Origin of the sequence: Ensifer sp. NPDC090286, from assembly GCF_044769565.1 — a bacterium.
GTDB lineage: Bacteria > Pseudomonadota > Alphaproteobacteria > Rhizobiales > Rhizobiaceae > Ensifer.
The window spans coordinates 116,301-141,242 of sequence record NZ_JBIVYF010000004.1 but is presented as its reverse complement, the minus strand read 5'-3'; the positions used below and the strand labels follow the sequence as shown (position 1 = coordinate 141,242).

Genomic DNA, 24,942 nt, shown 5'->3' with positions numbered 1-24,942 from the left:
AGCGGCGCGCCCGACGCCGAGGCATACTTCACGACTAGGCACCGATCCGCCATCCTTTGGCGGCCTGGCGCTGCTGCAGAAAGTGTCGATAAAGTCCGACCCGGGCTTCCAGTTCCCTTGGCGAACCTTTCTCGACAACCCGACCGTTTTCCATGACGACGATGGCGTCCGCCATTCGCACGGTCGAAAGCTGATGGGCGATAACGAGAACGGTACGCTTGCCACGCAATCGAGACAGTGTTCTGGCGATGGCTTCCTGGTTCTCGGCATCGAGCGCCGCTGTTGCTTCGTCCACCAGCAGGATCGGGGAATCCTTGATCAGCCCGCGGGCGATTGCGACACGCTGGCGCTCTCCGCCCGACAGGCGCGCACCGCCCTCGCCGACGATCGTGTCGAAGCCATCCGGCAGTCGCTCTGCTATCTCATCGACACCGGCCAACTGCGCGGCGGCACGGATGTCGTCATCCGTCGCACCCGGACGACCGATACGGATATTGTCGGCGATGCTGCCCTGGAAGAGCCAACTTTCCTGGAAAATCTGGCTGATCTGTGCGGAGAGGTCCCTTGAGCTGATGTCACGGATATCGACGCCACCGATCATGACCTGGCCGGCATCGGCGTCGAAGAAACGCGCAACCATGCGCATCAGCGTGGTCTTGCCGGAGCCTGAAGCGCCGATCAGCGCGAGCATGCTGCCCGGTTCGACCCTTAGGCTAACGCCGCTGACGACCGCAGGTTCTCCTCGCCGGTAGCCAAAGGTGACGTCGCGCAGTTCAACTGACGCGTCCCGCGGGCACTGTGGATTGATGGGTTCCGATAGCGGATCTTCGGTGAGAACGCGATCGACTTCCGCCAACTGGTTTCTGGTGCCGCGCACTGCCGCCCCAAAGGCCGCCACATCAAGGAGCGGATCCACGAAGCGGACGGCCAGAAGCATTGCAGCGACGACCGCCACGATCTCGGGAACGGACACATCACTGGTCAGCCGGGAAGCGGCCGCGATCACCAATGCTGCGAAGGCCGCTTGCAGGATCCAGACATTCAGCACGACTGAGAGTGTGGAGAGCCAGATCAGCCTCCGGCCCGAACGATGCTGGCTTTCAATCGCGCCCTCGAGGAACCTGACCCCACCGCCCTCGCCGTTGAAGGCGCGCAAAACGGATTGCGCCTGCGCGAACTCGACCGCGCGCTGGCTGGTTTCGGCGGCGCTCAGTTGATAGGCGGTGTCGGCGGCACGGCCAAGCCGCGCGGACAGCACGAAAACGCCGACCATCAGCGGTAGCGTGGCAAGACCGATCAACCCCATGCTCCCGTCAAGCGCGAAAAGCGCCGATACCATAACGAGGGGGGTCACCGCTCCGCTGACGAGTGGCGTGACGACATGGGCCGGAAGCTGGGCGATCTCCATCATGCCGTGTGTAACGATATGTCCGAGTCTCGCGGTGTTTTCGGACGTGAACCATCCGACCGGAAGACGCGCGACGTGGTCTCCGATGCGCAGGCGAGCGCCGCCAAGAATGGCGAGACCCACGCCGATACCGGCGATCTCAACGCGCAGCCGCAACAACCAGCAGGCCACCACACCCATGAGAAGGATAGCGAGCCAGCGCCCCGCTCCTTCGCCGTCCCCTCGCAGCAGACTGCCGAGAACGGGCACCGCAGCGGCGATCGTGACGCCACTCAGAAGACCATAGGACAGGGCCATCACCACATAGCGCCTGAACACGGGCGCATCGTCCGAAAGCAGCCGCATGAGTGCTTTTATCATGGCGTGACCTCGCAGATTGCTGTTTCCGGCATGTGGTCGCCATAGCGCCCCGCTCGCCAAAGTCGGGCGTAGCAGCAGTTGAGCGCCAGAAGATCGGCATGCTTGCCCACTTCGACTATCCTCCCCCGCTCCATGACGATGATGCGGTCGGCATGCGTGATGGTGTCCAGCCGGTGTGCAATGACGAGGAGAGTTCGCCCAAATGCGAAACCGGAAAGGGCCGATTGGACGGCAGCCTCGCTCGCTGCATCGGCAGCGGCCGTCGCCTCGTCGAGCACCAACACGGGAGGATCAAGAAGGATCGCGCGGGCGATGGCGACACGTTGCTCTTCACCGCCGGACAGACGTGCATCCTGACCGACAACCGTGTCGTAGCCGCGCGGCAGTGCCATGATCCGGTCATGAATGTTGGCGAGGCGCGCCGCGGCTTCGACCGCCTCGCGGCTCGCGGATGGACGCCCGAGCGCTATGTTGTCGCCAAGGGTCGCATGGATCAGACGAACGTCCTGCAGCACGAAACCGATGCGTCGATAGAGATCGGTCGATGCGATCTGGCGCAGATCGACGCCCCCAAGCGTGATCCGTCCGCGGTCCGGGTCGAAGAACCGGAGGAGCAATCGGGCGATCGTGGATTTACCCGCGCCCGACGGACCGACAATCGCGGTGACCGTCCCGGGCTCGAGGGTAAAATCGATATTGCAAACGACGTCGTTCGGCCCGTCATAGGCGTAGCGCACGCCCTCGAAACGGATTTCAGTGCCCTCGGGTCGCATGCTCGCCCCGGGCGCCGGCTGTTCGAGCAGCGGCGTGTCGAGGAGGCTCTGCACTCTTTCAGCAGCACCGGTGGCATTCGCAACAGCATGTCCGAGGAAACCAAGAAGCATCATCGGGCCGGAAATACCCGGCGCGACAAGCGCGAAGGGCAAAACATCAACGGCCGCAATCCAGCCCAGGTGGACGAAGAGCGAGCCGAACGCCAGAGTGAACGCGAGCACCGTGACGGGCGTGATGATTGCGTTGGCGTTGGCGAGCGGAATGACGAGCGGTCCGGTAAAGCGCAGGAAGGCTTTCTGGAAGCCATCGACGGCGTCGCGATAACCCTCATGCGCCCTGCCTGCGGCGCCGAACGCCTTGACGACCGGAATGCCGCTTATGAATTCGACGACTGCATTGCTGATGCGGCTCTGCCCGGCGATAAAATCCTTGAGGCGCTCCTCGGTGATCGACCTTTTCGCGGCACCGAAAATCAAGTGGAACAGCGGAAAGGGCAGCAATGCCAGGACGGCGAGGCGCCAATCGATGGCGAACAAATAGACAACTGAAATCGCAATGGCGCCGACGCAGCGTCCATACGTCGTATAGTAATGCGCGGTCAGCTCATGCAGTGTCGTGATGTCGTCCTGTATCGCCTGCCTGACGGCTCCCGACGCATGAGTGGAGAACCATCCGAGCGGAACCTTGGACAACCTGTCCACCAGCGCTTTGCGAAGGCGCACCGTAAGCCAGTTATCCGCAAGATGGGCCAAAAGCTCGCCCGCCGTCACCAGCGCCATGCCGGCCACGAGGCAGAAGAGGCTGATGGCAACGACACCGGGGATGTCGCCTGAGGCGTCCCCTGCGCCGTCGACAAGCGCAAGCTTTGCAATGAGGGCAATCCCCGCCAGCGGGACGAGCACGAGAGCCTGCCCGACAGTGGCAAGGACCACCGCCACGGCCAATCTCATGCGGACCGGATATAGCAGCCGTCTCACCGGAGACCGTCGCTCCGCTCCGGATATTGCCTTGTCCTCACTCATTTTCTTCTCGCTGATGTGAAGGATATCGCCGGTGCCAGCACGGAGTGCCCTGCACTATTTGGCTCTTCAGAAGTCGACGGATGCCGAAAGCAGATAGGTGCGCGGCGCCCCGAAGCCTCCGGCCAGGCTGTTTCCGCCCCAATAGGCCTCGTTCGTGACGTTCTGGATGGAGGCGCGAACCACCAGCGGCTTGCCGTCCACATCGAAGGTATGGCGCGCGCCGAGATCGAGCGTGGTGAAGGCGGGTAGTGAAAGGGTGTTGTCGCCGTTGATGTAGCGCTTGCCGACATGGTTGATATTGCCTGTCAGCGTCAGCCCCTCAACCGACGGCACATCGTATTCCAACCCGAGCTTCGCCATCACCGCCGGCACCCCGACCGCAGACTTGCCGTTCTGGAGACCGTTGAGGGATTTCATCACCTTGGCTTCAGTGTAGGAGACGCCGCCCAAGAGACGCAGGCCAGAGCGGACCTCACCGAAGACGTTCAGCTCGACGCCGCGATTGCGCTGTTCCCCGTAGGTGCCGAACACGTTGGTAACGGGATCGGTGTAGGCACTCGGCCTTTCAATCTGGAACAGGCTGAGGGTCGTGGTGAAGTCCCCGAGATCCCATTTGGTTCCCACCTCGACCTGCTTGGTCTGATAGGGCGCTAGAATCTCGCCTGAATTCTTCGCGGTCAGCGGTGCTGTCGCTCCCTGGCTCAGACCTTCTATGTAGTTCGCGTAGAAGGACAGCCTTTCATTTGCCCTGTAGAGCGCGGCAATCGCAGGCGTCACCCGGCTGGATTCGTAGCTCGAGGTCAACGCGCCCGTGACAAGGTTATGATTGGCGCTCTCGACGTTCTGATAGCGCAAGCCGAAGGTCATCTGCAGCTGATCTTCAAAGAAGCTCATGGTATCCGACACGGCGACACTGGAAAGCTCCTGGTCTGCCGACGTGGTGGGCCCCATCGCATTGTAGGATGTCAGATCGGGCGCTTGACCGAAGTTGAGGTTATAGTAGTTCGTGAAGGCGAGGTTGGCATACCGCCGATCCTTGAAGACGTTGTGCGCATTGAACCGAGTCGCCGCCACATTCCACTCATGTTCGACTTCTCCCGTCGAGAATTCGCCCCGAAGCCCGACCTCGCCGGAATCCTGCCGGCCGTCACGGGCGGAACGAATGCCGGTCACGCTGATATCGCCGGCATTGTTCAGGAGCGCGTTCTGCGTGATCAACGCGTCGTACCCTCCAAAACGCCATCCCCAGGCGGCATAGGCCGTGATGGCATCGGTGAGGTCGACTTCCCCGCGCAGCACGAAGGCTTCGGTCTCGTTCGCAGTGAACGACCAGGGCGCGGCCAGCGAATGGTCGCCGGTGCGAGGCTCCGGAAGCGCGGTGACCGCAGCGCCGAGGCCTGAGAGGCCGAAGTAGTTCACGCCGTCCATGTCCTCCTTCTGCTTGTAGTAGTCGAAGGACAACCGCGCATTTTCGCCGCGCCAATCAAGAGCGGCGGAGCCGAGCGCCACTTGATCCCTTTCGTTGTCGACGGCGGTATCGCCACCACGCAAAACCCCGTTGAGCCGGACGCCCCATTCGTTCTCCTCTCCGAAGCGACGGCCGAGATCGACATGGGTGCCCCAGAGGCTGTCCGATGCATAGGTGGTAGTCAGGCGGGTCAGCGGCTCGTCGTCGGCGCGCTTGGGCACAAGCGCCACGCTTCCCCCGACGCTGCCGCCCGGCGGCATGCCATAAAGGAATGCCGCCGGGCCCTTCAGCACTTCGACCCGTTCGACAAATTCCGTCGAGCCGCGCATGTTGGGCGCCATGCCGATGAGGCCTGCAAAGGTCGCATCGTCTACGGAGCTGTTGAAGCCGCGGATGAAGTAGGTCTCATAGATGTTGCGCTTGTTTGGAACAAAGACCGAAGGATCGGTCGCGCCAATGACGGCGCCCACATCCTGCGCCTCACGGTTCTGAATATATTCCTCGGTGTAGGAGACGGTGTTGAATGGCGTCTCCATGAGGTCCTTGTTGCCAAGCATGCCGACGCGGCTTCCCGTCGCGACCTGGCCACCAGCATAAGATGCGGGGAGATCTCCAACACCCGTGGCTACAATTGGAGCAAGCGTGGTCGCGCCATCCGCGCTTCCAGACACTTGCGTCTGATCCGCGGGTTTTGCGGTGCGCTTCGTCTTGTGCGTCTCCTGCGCCAAACCCGGCGCCGCAACGAAGGCTGCGAGCGCCGTTCCTGCCAGAAGTGTCCCAAAGCCGTGGCCAAATCTGGCGCCGCGCCTGATCTCGCAACGACGAATAGTGATGTGATCCGAACCCATGCCCCTGCCTTCCACTTAATTAGTTTATGCCCACTAAACTAATTGCCGAAGGCCGTCAACATTCTTGACTTATGAAGTCATGTTTTAATCAAAATATCTCACAACCATCAGAAATCATTGAACAAGTCCGGCTATCGCCCTATAAGACACGGCAGGCGAGCGTGCCGCGCCATAGCGCAACTGAAAGTGTGACCATGACAGAAAGCAACCGGAGGGGGCGACCTGCGACGCTCACGCTCGAACGCCTTGCGGACGCGGGCATCAAAATAGGCCTTCCGAACATCACAATGGTTGCGATCGCAGCGGAACTTGGCGTCAGCCAGGTGGCGCTCTACAAACATGTCAGCGGGCTTGATGCGCTGAAGACGCTGGTTGCCGAAGAGATTTTTCTGCGCTGGTTGCTGCCGATACCGCGTCGCGGCGACCGCGCCGATCTGAAAGCCTATCTCACACCGTTTAGCCTATCGATGTGGAACCTCGTCGAGGCCCATGCAGGCATCGCTCCCTACATGCTTCGAAGGGACATGATCACCGAAAAAATGATGGCCAAGATCGCCGCGCACCAGCGTCTGGTCGCAGACGCTTTCGGCATCACTATGCGACAGTCGACCTGGCTGCTGTTCACGATTGCCTATCATTGCGTTGCAATCGCAGACACCGTCCTCCCGAATTCGGAGCCGGAGGCGCCCGAAACAACCTCGTCAGATGTGCCGAGCCACAGCCCTATAGATGCAGACCATGTCCAAGGAGTAGACGCACTGATCATCGGTGCTCTGGCCATGCTCGACACGATTTGAGCGGTAGGTTCAGGAGAAGCGCCGGCGCTGGATCTGGCCGCGAGGAGACCGATGTCCCTGGACATTCGACCCCGCGACGTTCCCGAGTTCCAGACGCTCATTTCTTGCCGAGGGCACGCCGTCTTGCGCGCAGCCCCGGAGTTGCCACCGCGGCCAAGGTTGCGGCAAGCGCCAGAGCGCAAAGCACGGCCTTCGATGTCGTCTCCATCGTGCCCTCGATCAACAGAGCGTGGACGACGCCGCCAAAAACGACCACGCTGACGAGGCTCCTATGGCCCACCCGCCAGGCATGCGGCGAGAGCCGACGCCGGAGCGCAGCGAGCAATGCGGCCGCAAAAAGCGCCCACATGGAGCCGACACCAAACACGGAAAACGGTGTCGGCGAGCGCAACAGCAGCGCGTCGACTATGTCTGGGGGACTGGTGATCCACAGGCCGGCGACGTGAACGACAACGGCCGCGACCAGCATGACGCCCACTACACGGTGGACGCGGCGTCCGCGCAGCAAGCGGAGGCCGGGAAGCCAGCCACCCGCAAGCAGCGGCTGCACCAGCGCAAGGCAAAGCGCCATGACGCCTGCGAAGCCTGCGGCGATATAGACCGGGTCGCGCCAGGCCAGATATTCACTCGTCGCAGCAAACGTCAGCGGCACGACGATCGCAAACGCCAGGCCGGTCCAGATCAGCAGCGCACGGGCCAAGTGCATCAACGTGAGGTCAGGCCGGCTGCAAGACGAAATGCGCCTCGAGGCTGGTATCCTTCGGGCTAGACAGCAAGGGCCGGAGGAACACGGTCTCGTACTCACCGCTGTCGTAAGTGAGGTGCGCATGTGCCTGGCCGAGCGCCGGCACGATCTGCGGCATTTCAAGCCGGAACGCGCCGTTGGCGTCGGTCAGGGTGGCACCGTGGCTACGCCAATCGCGCTCGCTACCTTCGGTCGTATGGGCCCAGATCTGGATGCGCTGGCCCGCCAGCGGGGCGCCGTCGCCGGCGCGGCGCACGGTCCCCGACATCAAGAAGCCGCCACCGCCGATGCGCTCAACGATCGGAGCCCCGGGCATGTAGTTGTTGGCGCCGCCGCGCATCGAGGGGGTCGCGGCAAGCCCAGCGGCCCTGGCAGGCAATCTAAGCCCAGTGAACCCGGCCACCGTAAAGGCGGCGCCAGCTGCAAGCAGGGTTCGGCGCTCGAAACGGATCTCAGACATGCCGGTCTCCTTCTCCGAATTCGATAGTCAACGGAGTAGAAACTTAGCGCCTTTTCGGCCGTCGACCAATCAAGGCCGAGAACAAATGAGGGCACGGTTTCGTGATCTCGACAACGCCAGCCAACTACCGGGCGACCCTTGCTGAAAACAGACCCGCGGGGATATCGGGGTTGTCGGCATCCGTCACAAGCAGAAGTTCCACAACGCCGTCGCCCGCGGTCGCATGTATGCCCTCTATCTTGTGCGGGTACTCGAGACGATCGAAGAAAACCAGCGTGCCCCGCTCGTCGATAATGCCGATACCAGCGCCGAGACACGGGCCATCAAGGTAGGCGTTCTCCGTATCCTCGACCACGGCACTGAAGACTATCTCTCCATTGGGCAAGGCTGCCGCATCTGTAAAACCGAACGGCGTTCCGTGGATGGCGCCCAGATCGAAACGATCGACCGTTGAGGGCCCCAGCGGATCAACTTGGCCGTTGGAAAGCGCGTTCAGCACCGCAATGAGCGGGTAGTGAGCGATGGCATTGTCATTGCGGCGCTTATTGCCACGCTGAAGCAAGCGAAGTTCTTCACCGACAACCACCGCGCCTTCGATGTTGAGCTCGCCAAACCCCCTCTCGATCGGATCCAGAATGAACGAGAGATCAACGCTTTTGGGAGGTGTGACGATGGCGCCTTGCGCATCGAGACCGAGCAGAACACCTTTCTTACGGTTGGGCCGCGATCCAGACCCGATCGCAAAGAGAGCACCATTCGAAAACTCGCCGAAAGGCGGTAGGACGCTCAGCGCTTCCAAATCAGGTTTCCGTTTCTTGCGGGCGCCCCTCGTCTCAGGCAGTTCACCGTCAAACAGACGGATCAGGCGACCCCGACCTGAGCCAACAACCGGAAACACTCCAAGGTGAAGTTCGTCGTCCGCGATCACATAGAGCGCCGTACCCAGGCGTTGCAGCCCGCTTGCAGCACTCAGGTGCAAGAAGCGGGAAGCCGAGCCGACATCGATGTCGAGGTCGCGCACCTTCTCAAGTTTGATCACGGCCGATGGCTCCTTCGAAACGACCTTGCGTGTCTGTTCTCAAGCTGCAGGCAGCGCCTAGTGGGGTGGTTCCGTGATCGGTCGCGCCAGAGATCCTTCACCCGCAGAAAGAACAGCGTTCCCATCGAACGTTCTAGGATTTCATATCTCGTTCCCAGTACCAGGCAACATACATCATCCTGCGATCATGGTTCTGCATTTTGAGAAATGTCTTGATCGTTCGTACATCCGCTTTTTCGCAGGCAACCCAGACAAATGTCTCGTCGTTGGCCGCCTCAATTGCCGCCTTCGCCTCGGACACGAGAACATCAGCAGCGCCGTTCGGGTAGCTCGCCCGGTGCAACCATTGCAAATTGAGCATGCCAGCGGTTTGAAGCGACTGCTCTTCCGCCCTGTCCTCGACTTCGATGATGGCGCGCAAATTGGTTCCGGCCGGAGCCTCTGCCGCAATCCTTGCTATGGCTGGCAACGCGCTCTCGTCTCCAATCAACAAAATTGAGCGCGCCTCTGGCAGACCGCCGGCGCCCGGACCGAGCAGGGCGGCGACGTCACCAGGCCGCGCGTCGCGGGCAAAGTCCGCACCTGGTGTCGATACACCTGGAGCCGGGTGCTGCACGAAATCGACCCACAACTCGCCACGATCGCTGTCGACGGCGCGAATAGTATAGACGCGAACAAGCAGTTCGTTTTCAGCTTGAGGCCAGGCGATGCGGCCGTCTTCCCGGAAGCCGGGCCAGACCGGCGGTTTGCCCTTTGGCGGCACCAGCAGGCGGACATGCATATCGCCACCCACGAAGGGCGTTACATCGGCGCAGGAAAAAATCACGCGACGCATATGCGGAGTGACATCGTGCGCGGAGACGACCGTTACCTCGTGCAGGTTCGGAAGCGCCGACAAAGATGTCGGTTCAGACCAGGACAATTCGAAAGGCTGGTCTTCGGCAAAATAGAAAAGGTGCTCGGCCAGGACCGTGCGGCTCATGTGCAGCATTTCACGCGTCGGGCAGTCGAGCTCGATCAACAGCTGGGCGTTTTCGATTCTGATCTGCGCGACACCGAGCTTGCTTCGCAGCACCGCCAGGTCGTCTATCCGTTCGACCTCGGCGTGTTCGACAAAATGCTCGCAGATCTCGTCGAGCATTTGGGCTGCGCAGGCCGGGACCGCTACGCCGGACAGTTTGAATGAATGAACAGCGTTCATATGCTCCTCGCCCTTTGTGGTGCATCGCTCACGTCATCGATGGCGACCATCTGGTGTCGTCCGATCGGGAGCATGATTGGCCGGCCCGACGTCGGGTCGCTGATGACGCGACTATCGAGACCGAAAACAAGCCGCACGGTCTCTTCGGTGAGCACCTCTTCCGGCGTGCCCGAAACATGCAGACGTCCATCGGCGATCGCGACGAGATGGTCGGCATAGCGGGCAGCAAGGTTGAGATCGTGCAGCACCATGACGACCGTCGTTCCACGCTCGCGGTTGAGATCGGTCAGAAGATCGAGCACCTCGATCTGGTGGTTGATATCGAGAAAGGTCGTCGGTTCGTCGAGCAGCAGGATGTCGGTCTGCTGGGCCAGCGCCATGGCGATCCAGACGCGCTGGCGTTGACCGCCGGAGAGTTCATCGATCGGCCGTTCGGCAAGGTCGATTGTCTTTGTTGCCACAAGCGCGCTGTCGACCGCCTCGTCGTCTTGTCGCGTCCAGCGGGAAAACAGGCTTTGATGCGGATGTCGTCCCCTACTGACGAGGTCAGTCACGGTGATGCCCTCAGGCGCGATCGGCGATTGCGGCAGCAATCCCAACGTCCGGGCGAGCTCTCGCGACGGCGTGCGGTGGATGGATTTGCCGTCAAGCAGAACCTGCCCCTTGCTGGGCGCGATCAATCGCGAGAGCGTGCGAAGAAATGTGGACTTGCCACAGGCATTGGCGCCGACGATCACAGTGACTTTGCCAGGCGGAATCGTAAGGTCGAGCCCGTGCAGGATTTCGGTTTTGTCGTAGCCGGCCGTCAATCCGCTGGCGACGAGCAGATGATCGGTCATAGCGCCCCTCCGATCCGGTTGATGCGAACGATGAGGTAAATGAGGTAAGGCGCTCCAAGCGCCCCGGTGACGACGCCCACGGGGTAGCGGCCGGGTAACAGGTGCTGCCCGACGTAATCGGCGACAAGCACGAGGACGGCACCCGTCAGCGCTGAGGCGGTCAGCACCGGCCCGTCATGTCGCACGATCCGGCCGGCGATCGGTCCCGACAGGAACGCGACGAAGGCGATCGGCCCCGTCGCGGCGGTCGCCGACGCGATCAGACCGACCGCTGCCACGATCACCAACATCCGGGTTTGCGCGACCCTCGTTCCAAGAGCGGCCGCCATATCGTCGCCCAGGCGCAACGTCTCGAGATCGCGACCGCGAACGAGCAGCAGTCCGCCGAAGAAGAGGAGGGCAAGGACGAGCGGCAGCGCCTGGCCAAGCTGAGCGCCGTTGACGCTCCCGGTCAGCCACCGCATCGCTTCCTGCAAGTTCCAGGCAGGTGCCGACTGCAGAATGTAGGCGATGACACTTTGCAGCATCGCGGAGACGCCAATGCCGACAAGGATCAGCCGGGTGCCGGCGACACCGTTTCGGAAGGAAAGCCCATAAACGAGGAGAGCAACCCCGAGGCCCGCAACAACGGCAATGACTGAAACCATCGGCCCGTTCATCGACAGGACGACAATGGCGAAAACGGCAGCCGCCCCTGCACCGGAACTGATCCCAATGATATCGGGGCTCGCGAGCGGGTTGCGCAACATCACCTGAAACGCCACGCCGCCCAGTCCGAAGCACAAACCTGCAAGAATCGACATCACCGCGCGCGGCAACCTCAGTTGTCCCACCGTGAAGGATACGCCAGGAACCACCTCGCCCATCAACACCCGCAGTACGTCACCCGGGGGTGTGATGGATTGCCCAACCGACAAGGTGACGGCAAAGATCGCTGCGACCAGGGCCAGCAATACGGCAAGAATGAACCTGTGCCTGCGCGCGCGCTTAACGCGGTGTGCGATGACGGCATCAAGGGTCGATGAGGGAATTGTCACAGTTCCCTCACACGCTGGCGCCGGACGATCCAGATGAAGAAAGGTGCACCGATCAGCGCGGTGACGATGCCGACGTCTATCTCCGCCGGGCGCGCGACGATGCGCCCGAAAACATCCGCCGCGAGCAGGAGGCACGCACCTGAGAGCGTCGAAAAAGGCAGCAGCCATCGATGGTCGACGCCGACCAACAGGCGGCAGGCATGCGGCACGACCAGGCCGAGAAAGCCGATCGGCCCGCACACGGCGGTCGTCGCACCACAAAGAAGGATGGCGCCGAGGGAGGCGACGGCGCGCGCGGTTGCAACGCTTTCGCCAAGTCCGGTCGCAAGCTCGTCACCAAGCGCAAGAGAGTTGAGTTTTCTTGCCGACAACAGGCCGATCACCAAACCTGCGAGCAGAAACGGCAACACGGGAACGATGCGCTCGTATGTCGCGCCGCCAACGCCACCGATCTGCCAGGATTGAATACCGCCCACGATATCGCCACGCGGCAGCACGATGGCGATAACCAAGGACGCAAAGGCGATCGATGTTGCGGCGCCCGCAAGCGCCATTTTGAGAGGGGTTGCACCGCCGCGACCGAGCGAACCTATGGCATATACGAAGGTTGCCGCGCACGCAGCACCGAGGATTGCCACCCAGATATATGCATAGAGCGACGACATCCCGAACCAGGCGACGCCGACGACGACAGCAAGAGATGCGCCCATGTTGACCCCGAGAATGCCGGGGTCGGCAAGGGGATTGCGGGTCACGCCTTGCATGATTGCTCCGGCCAAGCCGAGGGCACCGCCGGCCAGCAGTGCCAGCAAGGTCCGAGGTATGCGCAACGCCACTGACGCGCGGCCGATGTTGTCCTCAGCTCCGCCGAGCGCCGCCGCGATATCACCCCACCCGACATAGCGCGTGCCAACCGTAACGGAGGCGAAAAGCAAGAGGATGAGAAGCGCGAAAAGCGCTCCCAGCCAAAGACTTCGCATGCGGTTGGAACGGGAAACAGGCGACCAACGCCCGTCCGATGTTTTGAGGATCCCCGCGTTCATTGCGCCTTCTTGGCTGCCTCGCTCAGCAGCTTCACGTAGTCCTTCAGGATCCAACTGATCGACAGAGGCGTGGGATTGGCGGCATTGCCGACCGCGTTGTTGCCAAGCATGACGATCGCTCCTCGTGCAACGGCCGGCATGTGCAGCATCAGCGCGTTGGTTTTCAAAGCATCGAAAAGCATCCCGTCGCCGTAGGTCACGAGAATATCGACATCGTCGAAGGCGTCGATCTCTTCGGCGCTAACCGAACCTGAGAACTTTCCGGGTTGCGATGCCTGCACCACGCTTTTCGGCGATGCGAGCCCGAGATCTGCGAAGAACCGGACGCGCGTATCGTTGGTCGTGTAGAAATTGACGGTGCTGAGGTCCCAAGAACTCAGATGTGTGATGAACATCGCCGATTTGCCCTTGAGTTCCGGATGTCCGTGAAGCGTTTGGGCAATGTCGGCTTCAATGCTGGCGATCAGCGCTTCCCCGTCAGCAGCCATGCCGAGCCCCGCGCTGTTTAACCGGATCGTCTCGCGCCAGTCGGTCGACCAGGGAGCCTGCGGATAGGCGATGACAGGTGCAATTGCGCTCAAGGTGTCGTAATCCGCCTGGCTAAGGCCGGAATAGGCCGCCAAGATCACGTCCGGTCGTGTGGCGGCGACCGCCTCGAAATCGATGCCATCGCCCTCATCGAAAAGGACCGGCTTTTCGGCCTTGAGCTTGTCCAGCCGTGCGGCCACCCATGGCAGAATGCCGTCACCGTCGTCGTCACCGAAGTTGGCCCGCGCCATGCCGACCGGAACGATGCCGAGAGCCAGGGGTACTTCGTGGTTCGCCCAGGCAACGGTTGCGACCCGCTCCGGCTTCTTTGCCAGAACGGTCGTGCCGAAGGCGTGGTTGATCGTGATGGGATAAGTCGCGTTCTCGGCAGCAAAGACAAGGTCGTGCCTGCCGGTCCAGAAAAGGGCGATCATCGCCAACACGGCGAAACGAACTAGCTTCATCGCCCCACTCCATCCGATATTAAAAGTTGACCCCAATTCTCAGCTTAATTACCCGGCGTCAACGTCAAACCAGCCGATCTTCAGAAAGTGCGCGGAGATTCCCGGAGGATCGTACAAAACCGGGGAAATATACAATACTGGACAAAAGCGCTCCAGTTAATAGCGGCAATGTGGGACAACGACTTCAAGACGGGGACGTTCCGGCGCGGCTTGGCTGCGCACTGGACGGCAAGACGCGATGCGGTTCGGCGACCTCAACGGCATTCATGAGGCAAATCACTACAGCGTTTACGTCAATTGGAAAATGGACATGGATATTCAGATAAGCCGCAGCCCGAAGCGGGCGCCGATCCGCTACCGCAACGCGCTTCTGCTCGGCTGCACGACACTCTTTGCCTTGGCGCCTGCCCTGTCGTTTGCTCAGCAGGCAGACACGCAAGGCGAGGCAACGGTGCTGGAGAAGATTGTCGCCGAAAGTGCTCGTGGCGGCAGCGTGCTGAACACCGACGACGATTCCAAATCGATCGTTGCGACTGAGACGACCGGCGTCGGCAAGATGCCGACCGATATCCTTGTCGCGCCCGCGTCGGTTTCCGTCATTACCTCCAAGGAAATTGAAGAGCGCGGCGCAGACACGGTCGAGCAGGTGGTGCAGTACACGGCCGGCGTGGTGACCGACTTCTATGGCTCGGACGACCGCTTTGACTACTTCGACATTCGCGGTTTCACGCCGTACACCTATCGCGACGGCCTGGCCATCGGCAGGACTTTTGCCGGGGTTCGGGAAGAACCCTACGCGTTCGAACGCATCGAGGTATTGAAGGGCGCGAGTTCCTCGAGCTTCGGGGCGGCGGAGCCGGGCGGATCGGTCAACTATGTCACGAAGACACCGAAGAGCGATCGTTTCGGTGAGGTCTACGGCACGGGCGGCTCGTTCGCGCACAAGGAGCTGGGTTTCGATTTCGGTGATAACCTCACCGCGGACGACACACTGTCCTATCGCCTGACCGGCAAGTTTCAGCGCTCGGATGCTGAGTACGACTATTCCCAGGATGACGAGAACTTCATCATGGGCGGCCTGACCTGGCGCCCCACCGACGCCACGAGCCTGACATTTGTCTTCGATCATCTCGACAAGGATGGCGTGCCCGGTAGCGGCGGCCATCCGCTCGGTACCGATTTCGACAGGGACACGTTTTTCGGCGAGCCGGACTATTATTTCACCGAAACGAACCGCAACAGCTACAGCATCCTGTTCGACCACGATTTCGGCAATGGCCTCAGTTTCAGCTCCAATGCGCGCTACAGCAACCTGAACGACGGGTTCGGAAGCGCCTATATCGGCAGCACACCGACCAACGGATCGACCGTGGCCGGCCGCTATTTCTTCGGAAACGACAAATCGACCGAACAATTCGTCATCGACGCGCACCTCATGTACGAGGCGGGTTTCGACAATGTCGAAAGCCGCACTCTGTTCGGCGCCGACTACAACAAATACTCTGCCGACAGCGCCAATTTCTATACGCCGGCACCGTCTATCGATTGGGAAAACCCTGTTTATTCGGGTGGTCCAGGCGCGATGTCCCCCTATGCCAAGACCAAGAATGACCAGCAGACCAACGCCATCTATCTTCAGCAGGACTTGACCTTCTTCGACAAGCTGACGGTCAGCGTCGGCTTGCGCAACGATTGGCTGGATCTGAGCGAGACAAACGTGCTTGCAGGAACCACTCGGAGTGGCAACCATAGCGAATTCACAACACGCGTTGGTGCAAGCTACAAGATCACCGAGGAGCTAGCTCCCTATATCAGCTACGCTGAGTCGGCGGCACCGCCCGCTGTGGGCAGCGATCCGACGACGGGAAAGCAGTACGAAGTCGGCATCAAGTATCGCCCGGACGCGTTTCCGGCTCTGTTCACAGCATCTGTCTACGATCTGACGAAGGGCAACATCACCGTCTTCGACCAGGTCACCTATCTGCCGCAAACGGTCGACAAGGTTCGACATCGCGGCTTCGAACTCGAAGCCAAGGCAGAGCTGACAGACAATATCAGCGTGATTGCCGCGTATAGCTACATCGATTCCAAGATTGAAGAACCCGGCGGCGCCAATGACGGCAACCGCTTGATGCGCGTTCCCAAGAACATCGCTTCGGTATGGGGTACCTACACGCTGGAAGGCGAAGGCGCGCGGGGCGACATGATGTTCGGGCTCGGGGCTCGCTATACGGACGCGTACTACACAAACATCACCAACACGACGTCATCGGACAGCGCAGTCGTGTTTGACGCGGCCTTCACTTACAAGGTCCAGGAAAACACGACCTTCCAGCTGAACGTCAACAATGTGTTCGACGAGAAACACGTAGCGAGCAAGGATACCGGTGCGGTGTACTACAATCCGGGACGCAGCATTCTCGCGACGCTGCGCCAGACTTGGTAGAGGTGTCGTCCCGCCCGCGATATGCCGGGCGGGATCCTCACGACTGCCCGAATTGCCGCATCCGCCGCCAAGCCGCCGGCGTTTCGCCAACGATCTGGCGGAAGACTTTCGTCAGATGCGCCTGATCGGAAAAGCCGAGCTGGGCGGCGATGCTGGCAACCGGAAGATCACTTTCGCCGAGCAACTGCTTCGATAGCTCGATACGCTTTGAAAGCTGCCACTGCCAGGGAGTGGTACCGGTTGTTTGCTTGAAGACATTCGCAAACCAGCTTTCCGAAAGACCAACGACGGCAGCCATATCAGCGACGGACATGCGATGATCGCCAAGCGCGTCGACATGCGAGACGAGCCGGTTCATTTGCGCCTGCGTGAGCCTGCCGTCGGCCCTTTCCTCACGATTGGCTGGAATATCCAGAAGCCCGGCGACGATGCTTCCTATCAGGCTCTCGGCAAAGACTTCATGCTTGGAGGGGTTCCTGATCTCGTCGGCCAGCAGTCTCGCCAACGCGTCGATTGCCGCCACGTTCTGAAGCTCGACCGGGCGGCGCAACGCCGTCTGCGCTAAAGAACTCCCGACCGATGGAGTCAGATAGCGCAACACCCGATCCTTGTGCAGGTGCAGGTTGAGGTGGGAGAAGCTGTGTGCCCTCCGGCTGCCCGTCCACAAGGGGATACCGGCCGGAACATACACGGCGCGCGCCATGGGGCGCGAATTCCTCGTGAGATCGTTATCGAGGTTGGAGATGCGAACGTTCGGCGAGACGTCGTTGAAGAAGAACATGATGCGCGGATCGTCCGCGAGGTAATAGCCGCTGGCACCGGCCTGGCTTTCCGCTTCCCACAGAACGCTGACCATCCCATCATACTGGCGCCATTGGACTGGTGCCGTGACCCGGATGCCTTCGGTTCTCCAGGACATTGAATGCCAGAAGCCCATTTTTTGATCAGCTCTTCCTCTTCAGGTGTCGGATGCTTTCACGGGCAGGGAAATGCCCTGTCGCTGACCACGTCACCTCAAATCGTAAGTTGACTCTCATTGTCATATTTAACTGGATGTGGCAAGCCGGGCTTCCCACTCTGGTGTAATGTCCGAACAGGATGTCCAGCCCGTCGGAAATCGCACCGCGCCAGATCAGATAGTCATGGTCGCCAGCGTACTCGTTGAGCGTCACGCAGTAATTCCTGGCCGCAAGGGCGTCGTGCAGGTGACGGTTGGTTTAAAAGGTTTCCGCCGACCGCATGCGAGCCCCGTACAGGATGGCGGCCGGCATCACTGTCTCGCGGGCTGAAGCTTGACGAAACGCTTGCGGAACCAGTCGCGCAGCATTTCCTTTTCGTAAGGGTGCCTCTCCATCGCGGAACGGCCTGACGAGCTCCAGAGATAGTTCAGGTCACTTACCACCTCTTCTCCCCGAGCCAATTCCCGTCCCCCTTCAGTTAGCTTGTACCGCAACTTGAACCTCGGCGGGGTCGAATCGCGAAGAATGCGCACGTCATCGAAATAGGGTCGCCATGGCTCGTACTGACCGGCTAGCCTAATATCGAGGACGTCGATCCGAAGCACCTGCCCCTTCTTCAAGTAGCGACCCGCGAGCCTTTCGAAGTAGCTACGGAACTCCGCGATGAGGCGATTGCGCTCGCTGGAGCTGCGGAAGTCGGGATCCCCGAATTTCTCCGGGCGCACGAAGTCGACGGAAACGGACGCGTTCGCGGTGCTGCCAAGGAGCAGTGCAACAGTTACGGCAAAGGCAAAGCGGGTTGCAAAGCGCATGTCAGCCTCCATCGATCAGCAAAAATGTAGGCCGAAAACCCGTCGCCACAAGGGCTTAAAGTGCGCAACAGACATCGTGTGACGCAAGCAAGCTTCGTCGCAGGGATGGCACGCCCATCGCGAACTTTAAATCGCTTGCGAAGACCTCGGATCGAGACCTGCACCGACTAAGGGTCAATCACCTGCGGACTGCCCAGGAGAAGTTGAAGCGCGCTTGTTCCCTTGGCTTGGCCCACAGGACGCAATGAAATGGCAGCCGCACCTTTCTCCACCGGGCTCTCGTGCAAGGTGGGCGTGGGGCAGCAGCTTGAGGCAACCTTGGGAACTGTCCGGATCGTGGTGTCAGACAATCTTGATGCTGCTTCTTGCCCAAAGAACAGCGATTGCTAATATGCTTATCGAACAGCAGCATTGAAGCGAATACCTCGGTCCGCCGGTTGCGGGGAATATTCAAGCGATCTCAAGCGTTCGATTCTGTGACGGCCTTAGGGAGAGGCGAGCACGGTGCGAATGTGGTTTTCATGGTTATCCATGCTCGCACTGACTCTGATCGCGTCCACTGATGCGTTTGCAGCCGAAAGCGGTCGGCGCCTGGCGCTCGTCATTGGAAACTCGACATACGAAGCCGCGGGGTCGCTTCCAAACGCGTCTCGCGATGCGCGCGCGTTTGGAGCGTTCCTCTCCTCCCAAGGATTTGATGCTGAGATCGTTGTCGACGCGAACCGCAGCCAGTTGGCCGAAGCGGTCTCGAGCTTTTCGCGCAGGATAGCTGCCAACGACGTGGCGCTTTTCTACAATGCCGGACACGGCATGCAGCTTCGCGGCGAAAACTATCTGGTCGCCACCAACGCCAAGCTTGCCAACGAATTCGATGTTCATGCCGAGACACTCGCACTTGCCGATGTGGTCCGCGCGATCGAGACGAAGGCAAAGATCGCGCTCATCTTTCTGGATGCCTGCCGCAACAATCCGCTCGCCAACCGGCTCAACGAAGAAATCGAAGGTGCAACCCGAAGCCTTGCGACGCGGGGACTGGCGCCGATTGAGACGGAAAGCGCCGGCACCATGGTTGCCTTTGCAGCCGCACCCGGACAAGTCGCATCTGATGGACGCGGCGAGAACCCCCCTTCACCGCGGCGCTCGTCAACCACCTGGCGAGCCCAGGCCTTGAGATTGGCACAGCGTTCAAGCGCGTCATCCGCGACGTGAGAGACGCGACCGCCGGCAAGCAATCGCCGCAGATCCTGTCTTCGCTCTCGCTCGAGTTCTATTTCGGGCCTGCCTTGCAACAGTCAGAGAAGGCACCAGTTGCCGCCCCGGTGACAGATTCGAAAACAGTGGCGGCCGAGTTAGACTTTCAGAAAGCCCTGCGGATCAATACCCCCCGTATATGGACGTTCTTTCTGGCGAAGCATCGCGATGGAGAAAGCGCCGATGTCGCCAGGCAGATGCTGGCGGTGATGCAACCTGACGCAGCTTCTTCCCCGTCGTCGTCAACGCCGCAGGAACGCGAAAACGAACTTGTCCCTGACAGGGCCAAGAGAACCGAGATCCAGCTGGCCCTTGCCGCGAAGGGCTACGACACGGGAAGCGCCGACGGCATGTTCGGTGCGCAGACCCGAAGGGCCATAACTAACTACCAGAGATCCGTCGGACTTACCGAAACGGGCTACTTCGGTGAATCGACCGCCAAGGCGCTTGGCATCAATGTGGTCAGTGCTGCCGACGGTCTTTATTCTTCGCCCAAAGCGCGGCGGTATCGACCGAAGGATTTTGTCGGCCTCGAAACCGATCAGCGCGTCTGGAAGGCCATTGACTGCGACCCATGGCAGGAGAAGGTCTACGGCTCGTTTAGGGGCCACATGTACTTGGTGATACAGGCGCAATGGGGAACATGGAACTCAGCGAATATGGCCGCGAAGCGCTGCGGCGGTCACCTCGCCACAATCGGCTCGAAGGAGGAGAATGATTTCATAACTTCGCTAATCAGCAAGGAGGATCGCTTCTTCTTCATCAACTTCAACGACGGGTATTCTCACAAGTTTGGCCCCTGGATCGGTTTGGTCCAAGATGAAAGCGGTCGTGAACCGAGGGCCGGCTGGCGTTGGATCACCGGTGAGGCACTGACATTCACAAAGTGGCTGGAAGGTTCGCCGAACGAAGACAATCCAGGCGATGACGTCGGCATGTACTTCGTGGGTATTGAAGGAAAACACGATATGAAGTCGGTGCGGCTGGAGACCTGGGCGGATATGCCGCCGACGGATTCCACCCATAGTTTCGTCATCGAATTCGATTGATTGCAACGCCTCGCATAGTCGCTCTGTGCGCTACGGCGCCGCGCGTCGCTTCAAGATAGCGTTCAACTGTTTGCGGAACAGAGAAATTCCTTGGAAAAATGATTTCTAGCCTCTTGGCTGCGCTTGCTGTTAGCAGAGGTGCTCCAGTCGATACATTATGCGATCCTAGACGCACAAAAAGGAAACACCGGGTGAAAAGGGCTAGCAGGCCTTCGCCTCTCAACCAATTGTTGGAAAGCTCGCTAAGACGTCTCTAATGTTTTCTAGATGCGCTCGCGCGTTACTCACTCGTCCTAGATCAATACAAAGCCAGGAAACTATCGAACAGTGGCCCGTCCAAAAAGACAGCCAAGCGAAGTCAAGCCACCGCCTGCGCGCCAGTAATTTCCACCAGTGAACCACACATGAATGCAGCCTCGTCAGATGCTAGGAACGCAACCAGGGCTGCGACCTCCTCAGGCTTGCCGATGCGGCCGAAAGGCACGAGCTTGTCCAGGTCAGCGATCGTGCGGCCTGATCGCTTAACCCCGGCTTCCAGCATTGGTGTATGGATTTCGCCCGGGCAGACCGCATTAACGCGAATCTTGTTCGGCGCGTAATCGCGCGCAAGGTTTTGGGTGAAGCTGGCCACTGCGGCCTTTGTCACATTGTAGGCGATGTGGTTGGGAGCGGGATAAAGCCCCCACTGGGAGGCCGTGTTGACGATCGCGCCGCCGCCTGCCTCGATCATGTGGGGTAGTGCCGCTTGGCACAGGTGGAACATCGCGTCCACATTGACAGCAAAGCTCAGCCGCCAATCCTCGGGCGTCAGGGAAAGCAGATTGCCGCGGCGGTTGATACCGGCGTTGTTGCAGAGCACATCGACGCGTCCCTCCGCCGCGATGACGTTGCTCACGATGGCTTGGCAGCCTTCGACGGTCGAGATGTTACTGGCGATTGCTCGGGCTTTGCCGCCCTCGGCCGCAATCTGTGCGACCGTCGCCTCGGCGCCTTCGCCGTTCATGTCCGTGACGATAACTCGAGCACCCTCAGCGGCAAAGCGGGCGCTGATAGCCCCTCCGATACCGCCCGCGGCTCCGGTGACAACGACAACTTTGTTCTCAAAACGCATAGCGAATTACCTCATGTAGCTGCCGCCGTTCACGTCGAGCACGGCACCATTCAAGGATGCTTGTGAGGGACGAAAGGCAAAGGCGGTGATTTCGCCAATTTCATCAGGCGCGGCCATCATGGCGATGGGGATGCCTGCCACAGCCGCTGCTTCGCCGTGTTCGGCAATGTAAGCTTCGGCCATTTCGGTACGCACCCAGCCGGGCGCCAGGGCAACTGCGGTCACGCCTTCATGTCCATGGCTTTGCGCAATGGATTTGGTGAGGTTGATCAAGGCCGCCTTCGACGCGCCGTAGGCCATGGCGCTGGAAGTGTAGCCCCGCTGTCCCGCGCGGCTCGCCATGTTGATGATCCTACCGCCGCCGTTGTCCCTAAAGTACTGGATGGCAAGCTTCGACAGATCGACCGCCGACAGAAAATTGACCCGCATCTCACGGTTCCAGACGCGCTGCCATTCGTCTATCGGCGCGTCGATCGGCACTTCGGAGCGGATGCCGGCATTGTTGACGAGACCCGTGAGCTTTCCCGCAGAAGCGACCGCCTGGTCCCAGAGTGATTGCGGGCCAGCCGGGTCCGACAGATCAGCCGCTACGAGCCAGCCCTTGCCCTCAAGCGTTTTCAGGAGTGTCTCGGCTGCATCGCGATTGCGGCCATAGTGGATGACGACATCGGCTCCATCGGCTGCCAGAGCACGGCAGATTGCCTGTCCAATGGCACCCGTCGCACCGGTGACGAGAATGGATTGTCCGACAAGTTTCATAGTTCACCCACCTGCGGACCCCAGGTGTCCGACATAGCAAAGCCTTGTGCAAAAGGGTCCTGCGGATCGAGGCGCAATTGCTGCCGCCCAAAGACGTAGCCCCGGCCGGTGATGCGTGGCAGAACTGCAGGGCGGTCTCCGACCGTGGTCTCACCGAGGATTTCGGCGGTGAAGCTGCCGCCAATGATGCTGCGGGAAACACGCACGTCGCCCGCCCGTGCCTGTCCTCGCGCATGAAGGATTGCCAAGTTGGCTGAAGACCCGGTTCCGCAGGGCGAGCGATCCACTCGGCCGGGTTTGAGCGTTGTGCATGTAATGACCGAACCGTCGGGTCGATAGTCGCGGAACATCACATAGGCGATCTCGTTCAGGCTCGGAACTTCCGGGTGGTTCACTGTAACCCGCTCAGCCAACAGCGACTTGATCTCCATTCCTGCTTCCGCAAGCGCACGAGCGGCTTCCGGCTCGATGCGCAAGCCCACCTGATCGACGTCGATCTGTGCGTAGAAGACGCCACCAAAGGCGACGTCGGCCTTGACACTCCCCCATTTCGGGGTGTCGATCACAACGTCGAGCTGCTGCACGAAGGCCGGCACATTGTCGAGGCTGACCGAGTGGCAACGACCGTTGTCGCAGCGCGCCCTCGCGACGATCAACCCAGCTGCCGTATCCAGCCGGACGATCGTTTCCGGCTCGGTCATGGCAACACGGCCGGTCTCCAGGAGCGCGGTCACCACACAGATGCAGTTGGAGCCGGACATGGGATGTGCGCGATCCGGCTGCAACACGATGAAGGCCGCGTCGGCGTCCGGTCGGGTCGAAGGCAGAAGCAAATTGGTGGTGTGGACGACCTGCGCCCTCGGCTCGCGCGTCAGGAACAAGCGCAACGACGGGTCTACGTTGTTCAGATGGTTCATCTTGTCGAGGATGGTCGCGCCCGGAATGTCGGGCGCACCACTGATGAGCACATTGCCACTTTCGCCCTGGCAATGGACAAGCAGGATGTCGAGCGTGTTGTCGAAGGTCATTTCAGATACCATCCCCACGGCTCGTCGCTGGTCAGACGGGTGATCTGCTTTGTCTCCAGATAGTTGTCGAGCCCCCAGCGGCCGAGCTCGCGGCCGATGCCGGATTGCTTGTAGCCGCCCCACGGAGCTTCGGTGAACGTCGGCTGCGAGCAGTTGATCCAGACTATCCCGGCGCGAAACGCGCTGGCGACACGTTCGCAGCGCTCGTCGTCAGCTGACATAACCGCTGCTGCGAGGCCGAAGCGACTATCGTTGGCGAGGTCGATCGCTTCTTTTTCGGTTTCAAAGGGACGGATGCAGACGACGGGCCCGAAGATTTCTTCAACCCAGGCGTCGCTGTCGAGCGCCATATCGGTCAGGATCGTCGGGGCGACCCAGAAGCCCTTCTCGAAACCGTCGTACTTGCCGCCACAGGCAACAGTCGCCCCCTGTTCGATCGCGCGGTCGATGTGGCGAAGAACATCCTCATACTGTCCCTTGTTGACAAGGGGGCCGAGCAGCGTGCCTGCGTCGAGGCCGTTACCCATCTTTATCTTCTTGGCTTCGTCAATCAGCCGCTCCAACAGCTTTGGATAGAGGGGCGCTTCCACGAGGACCCGCGACGTGGCCGAGCAGACCTGGCCCTGGTTCCAGAAGATGCCGAACATGATCCATTCGACGGCTTTTTCGATGTCGCTGTCTGCGAAGACCACGAAGGGCGATTTGCCGCCGAGTTCCAGGCTGATGCGTTTGACGTCCTTGGCGCCGGCAGCCATGATCCGCGAGCCGACCGGACCCGAACCGGTAAAGGCGACCTTGTCCACCTGCGGATGCTCTACGAGAGCCTGACCCACTACCGAGCCCTTGCCGGAGACAATGTTCAGCACCCCTTTGGGAAGGCCCGCGGCTTCAGCGATCGCGCCCAGCTCCAGTGCCGTCAGTGACGTGGTTTCGGCGGGTTTCAGGATCATGGTGCAGCCAGCTGCAAGAGCCGGTGCGACTTTCCATGAGGCCATGAGAAGCGGATAGTTCCAGGGAACGATTGCGACGGCAACGCCGAGCGGCTCGCGCACGGCCTTCGAGACGAAGCGTGCGTCAGCAAGCTTTACTTGCTCGACCTCGCCATCCAATTCTTCGGCAAGATCGGCGTAAAAATCGAAGCAGCCGGCCGCGTCCGTCAGATCCCATTCCGACTCAGGGATCGGCTTGCCGTTGTCGCGTGTCTCCATACGCGCCAGTTCGGGCAGCCTGTCACGAATGCCTTGCGCCATTGCACGGAGATATTCCGCCCGTTCCTTGCCAGAAAGCCGCGGCCAGGGTCCATTGTCGAAAGCTTCACGCGCCGCCTTAACCGCGACCTCGGCGTCTTCAACACCCCCAGCGGCAATGTGGTGAAAGACCTCTTCCGTCGCCGGATCGATCACCGGAAGCGTGGCTCCGTCGGTCGGGACTACCCAGTGGCCATCGATGAAAAGCTTGTTCTGCATAGTGTCCTCACATGTGATGCGTTTGAGC

The 24,942-nt window shown here is 60.6% G+C and carries 21 protein-coding genes; 4 read left to right on the top strand and 17 right to left on the bottom strand.

All coding sequences use genetic code 11. The features are described from left to right. Positions 1–34 precede the first annotated feature (34 nt). The 3 genes from ACIQUG_RS21190 to ACIQUG_RS21180 form a co-directional block, all read right to left on the bottom strand. Positions 35–1,828, bottom strand: coding sequence for an ABC transporter ATP-binding protein (locus tag ACIQUG_RS21190; protein WP_402323909.1), 1,794 nt, complete (start codon positions 1,826–1,828; stop codon positions 35–37). Then, positions 1,765–3,492, bottom strand: a complete 1,728-nt coding sequence (locus ACIQUG_RS21185; protein ID WP_402324607.1) for an ABC transporter ATP-binding protein — start codon at positions 3,490–3,492, stop codon at positions 1,765–1,767. Before ACIQUG_RS21185 ends, ACIQUG_RS21190 begins: the two co-directional genes overlap by 64 nt. Before the next feature lie 138 nt (positions 3,493–3,630). Beyond that, positions 3,631–5,589, bottom strand: coding sequence for a TonB-dependent receptor (locus tag ACIQUG_RS21180; protein WP_402323908.1), 1,959 nt, complete (start codon positions 5,587–5,589; stop codon positions 3,631–3,633). 452 nt (positions 5,590–6,041) lie between these two features. Here ACIQUG_RS21180 and ACIQUG_RS21175 point away from each other — a divergent pair, with 452 nt between their 5' ends. Further along, a complete protein-coding gene (locus tag ACIQUG_RS21175) occupies positions 6,042–6,677 on the top strand; it encodes a TetR/AcrR family transcriptional regulator (RefSeq protein ID WP_402323906.1) in 636 nt (211 codons plus the stop codon). Between the two features lie 97 nt (positions 6,678–6,774). Here the strand turns inward: ACIQUG_RS21175 and ACIQUG_RS21170 are convergent, their stop codons facing one another. The 8 genes from ACIQUG_RS21170 to ACIQUG_RS21135 all read right to left on the bottom strand — a co-directional run bounded on the left by ACIQUG_RS21170 (position 6,775) and on the right by ACIQUG_RS21135 (position 14,033). Next, positions 6,775–7,383 (bottom strand): ferric reductase-like transmembrane domain-containing protein, encoded by a 609-nt coding sequence (locus ACIQUG_RS21170; protein ID WP_402323905.1) that lies wholly within the window; start codon positions 7,381–7,383, stop codon positions 6,775–6,777. Positions 7,384–7,393: 10 nt separating this feature from the next. Continuing rightward, positions 7,394–7,882: a twin-arginine translocation pathway signal gene (locus tag ACIQUG_RS21165; protein WP_402323903.1), complete on the bottom strand. Its 489-nt coding sequence runs from the start codon at positions 7,880–7,882 to the stop codon at positions 7,394–7,396. A 124-nt stretch (positions 7,883–8,006) separates the two neighbouring features. Beyond that, positions 8,007–8,921, bottom strand: coding sequence for a DUF6929 family protein (locus tag ACIQUG_RS21160; RefSeq protein ID WP_402323902.1), 915 nt, complete (start codon positions 8,919–8,921; stop codon positions 8,007–8,009). 133 nt (positions 8,922–9,054) lie between these two features. Beyond that, entirely contained in the window at positions 9,055–10,122 is a 1,068-nt protein-coding gene (locus tag ACIQUG_RS21155) for a DUF2218 domain-containing protein (protein WP_402323901.1), read from the bottom strand. Then, complete coding sequence (locus ACIQUG_RS21150; protein ID WP_402323899.1) at positions 10,119–10,961, bottom strand: ABC transporter ATP-binding protein; 843 nt, start codon at positions 10,959–10,961, stop codon at positions 10,119–10,121. The genes ACIQUG_RS21155 and ACIQUG_RS21150 overlap by 4 nt, the downstream gene beginning before the upstream one ends. Further along, entirely contained in the window at positions 10,958–11,998 is a 1,041-nt protein-coding gene (locus ACIQUG_RS21145) for a FecCD family ABC transporter permease (RefSeq protein ID WP_402323898.1), read from the bottom strand. Before ACIQUG_RS21145 ends, ACIQUG_RS21150 begins: the two co-directional genes overlap by 4 nt. Next, on the bottom strand, positions 11,995–13,041 hold the full coding sequence (locus ACIQUG_RS21140) for a FecCD family ABC transporter permease (RefSeq protein ID WP_402323896.1): 1,047 nt from the start codon (positions 13,039–13,041) through the stop codon (positions 11,995–11,997). Before ACIQUG_RS21140 ends, ACIQUG_RS21145 begins: the two co-directional genes overlap by 4 nt. Then, entirely contained in the window at positions 13,038–14,033 is a 996-nt protein-coding gene (locus ACIQUG_RS21135) for an iron-siderophore ABC transporter substrate-binding protein (RefSeq protein WP_402323893.1), read from the bottom strand. Before ACIQUG_RS21135 ends, ACIQUG_RS21140 begins: the two co-directional genes overlap by 4 nt. Before the next feature lie 304 nt (positions 14,034–14,337). Here ACIQUG_RS21135 and ACIQUG_RS21130 point away from each other — a divergent pair, with 304 nt between their 5' ends. Continuing rightward, positions 14,338–16,479, top strand: coding sequence for a TonB-dependent siderophore receptor (locus ACIQUG_RS21130; RefSeq protein WP_402324606.1), 2,142 nt, complete (start codon positions 14,338–14,340; stop codon positions 16,477–16,479). A gap of 37 nt (positions 16,480–16,516) precedes the next feature. On the opposite strand, the gene ACIQUG_RS21125 is transcribed toward ACIQUG_RS21130, so the two are convergent. Both ACIQUG_RS21125 and ACIQUG_RS21120 read right to left on the bottom strand, forming a co-directional pair. After that, complete coding sequence (locus ACIQUG_RS21125; protein WP_402323892.1) at positions 16,517–17,416, bottom strand: helix-turn-helix domain-containing protein; 900 nt, start codon at positions 17,414–17,416, stop codon at positions 16,517–16,519. Between the two features lie 333 nt (positions 17,417–17,749). After that, entirely contained in the window at positions 17,750–18,250 is a 501-nt protein-coding gene (locus ACIQUG_RS21120) for a DUF3016 domain-containing protein (protein ID WP_402323891.1), read from the bottom strand. A 531-nt stretch (positions 18,251–18,781) separates the two neighbouring features. Here ACIQUG_RS21120 and ACIQUG_RS21115 point away from each other — a divergent pair. Together ACIQUG_RS21115 and ACIQUG_RS21110 are read left to right on the top strand one after the other, a co-directional pair. Further along, on the top strand, positions 18,782–19,459 hold the full coding sequence (locus ACIQUG_RS21115; protein ID WP_402323890.1) for a caspase domain-containing protein: 678 nt from the start codon (positions 18,782–18,784) through the stop codon (positions 19,457–19,459). Continuing rightward, positions 19,456–20,550 carry a peptidoglycan-binding protein gene (locus tag ACIQUG_RS21110; protein WP_402323888.1) on the top strand — a complete coding sequence of 365 codons (1,095 nt, stop codon included), beginning with the start codon at positions 19,456–19,458 and terminating at the stop codon, positions 20,548–20,550. The genes ACIQUG_RS21115 and ACIQUG_RS21110 overlap by 4 nt, the downstream gene beginning before the upstream one ends. Before the next feature lie 358 nt (positions 20,551–20,908). On the opposite strand, the gene ACIQUG_RS21105 is transcribed toward ACIQUG_RS21110, so the two are convergent. Genes ACIQUG_RS21105 through ACIQUG_RS21090 form a run of 4 tightly spaced genes read right to left on the bottom strand, consistent with a single transcriptional unit; the run spans position 20,909 to position 24,914 of the window. Next, positions 20,909–21,661, bottom strand: coding sequence for an SDR family NAD(P)-dependent oxidoreductase (locus ACIQUG_RS21105; RefSeq protein WP_402323885.1), 753 nt, complete (start codon positions 21,659–21,661; stop codon positions 20,909–20,911). 6 nt (positions 21,662–21,667) lie between these two features. Beyond that, the gene (locus tag ACIQUG_RS21100; RefSeq protein ID WP_402323884.1) at positions 21,668–22,420 is read right to left on the bottom strand and encodes an SDR family NAD(P)-dependent oxidoreductase; all 753 of its coding nucleotides are present in this window, start codon (positions 22,418–22,420) and stop codon (positions 21,668–21,670) included. Beyond that, positions 22,417–23,448: a proline racemase family protein gene (locus tag ACIQUG_RS21095; RefSeq protein WP_402323883.1), complete on the bottom strand. Its 1,032-nt coding sequence runs from the start codon at positions 23,446–23,448 to the stop codon at positions 22,417–22,419. Before ACIQUG_RS21095 ends, ACIQUG_RS21100 begins: the two co-directional genes overlap by 4 nt. Beyond that, positions 23,445–24,914, bottom strand: coding sequence for an aldehyde dehydrogenase family protein (locus tag ACIQUG_RS21090; RefSeq protein ID WP_402323882.1), 1,470 nt, complete (start codon positions 24,912–24,914; stop codon positions 23,445–23,447). Before ACIQUG_RS21090 ends, ACIQUG_RS21095 begins: the two co-directional genes overlap by 4 nt. Positions 24,915–24,942 lie beyond the last annotated feature (28 nt).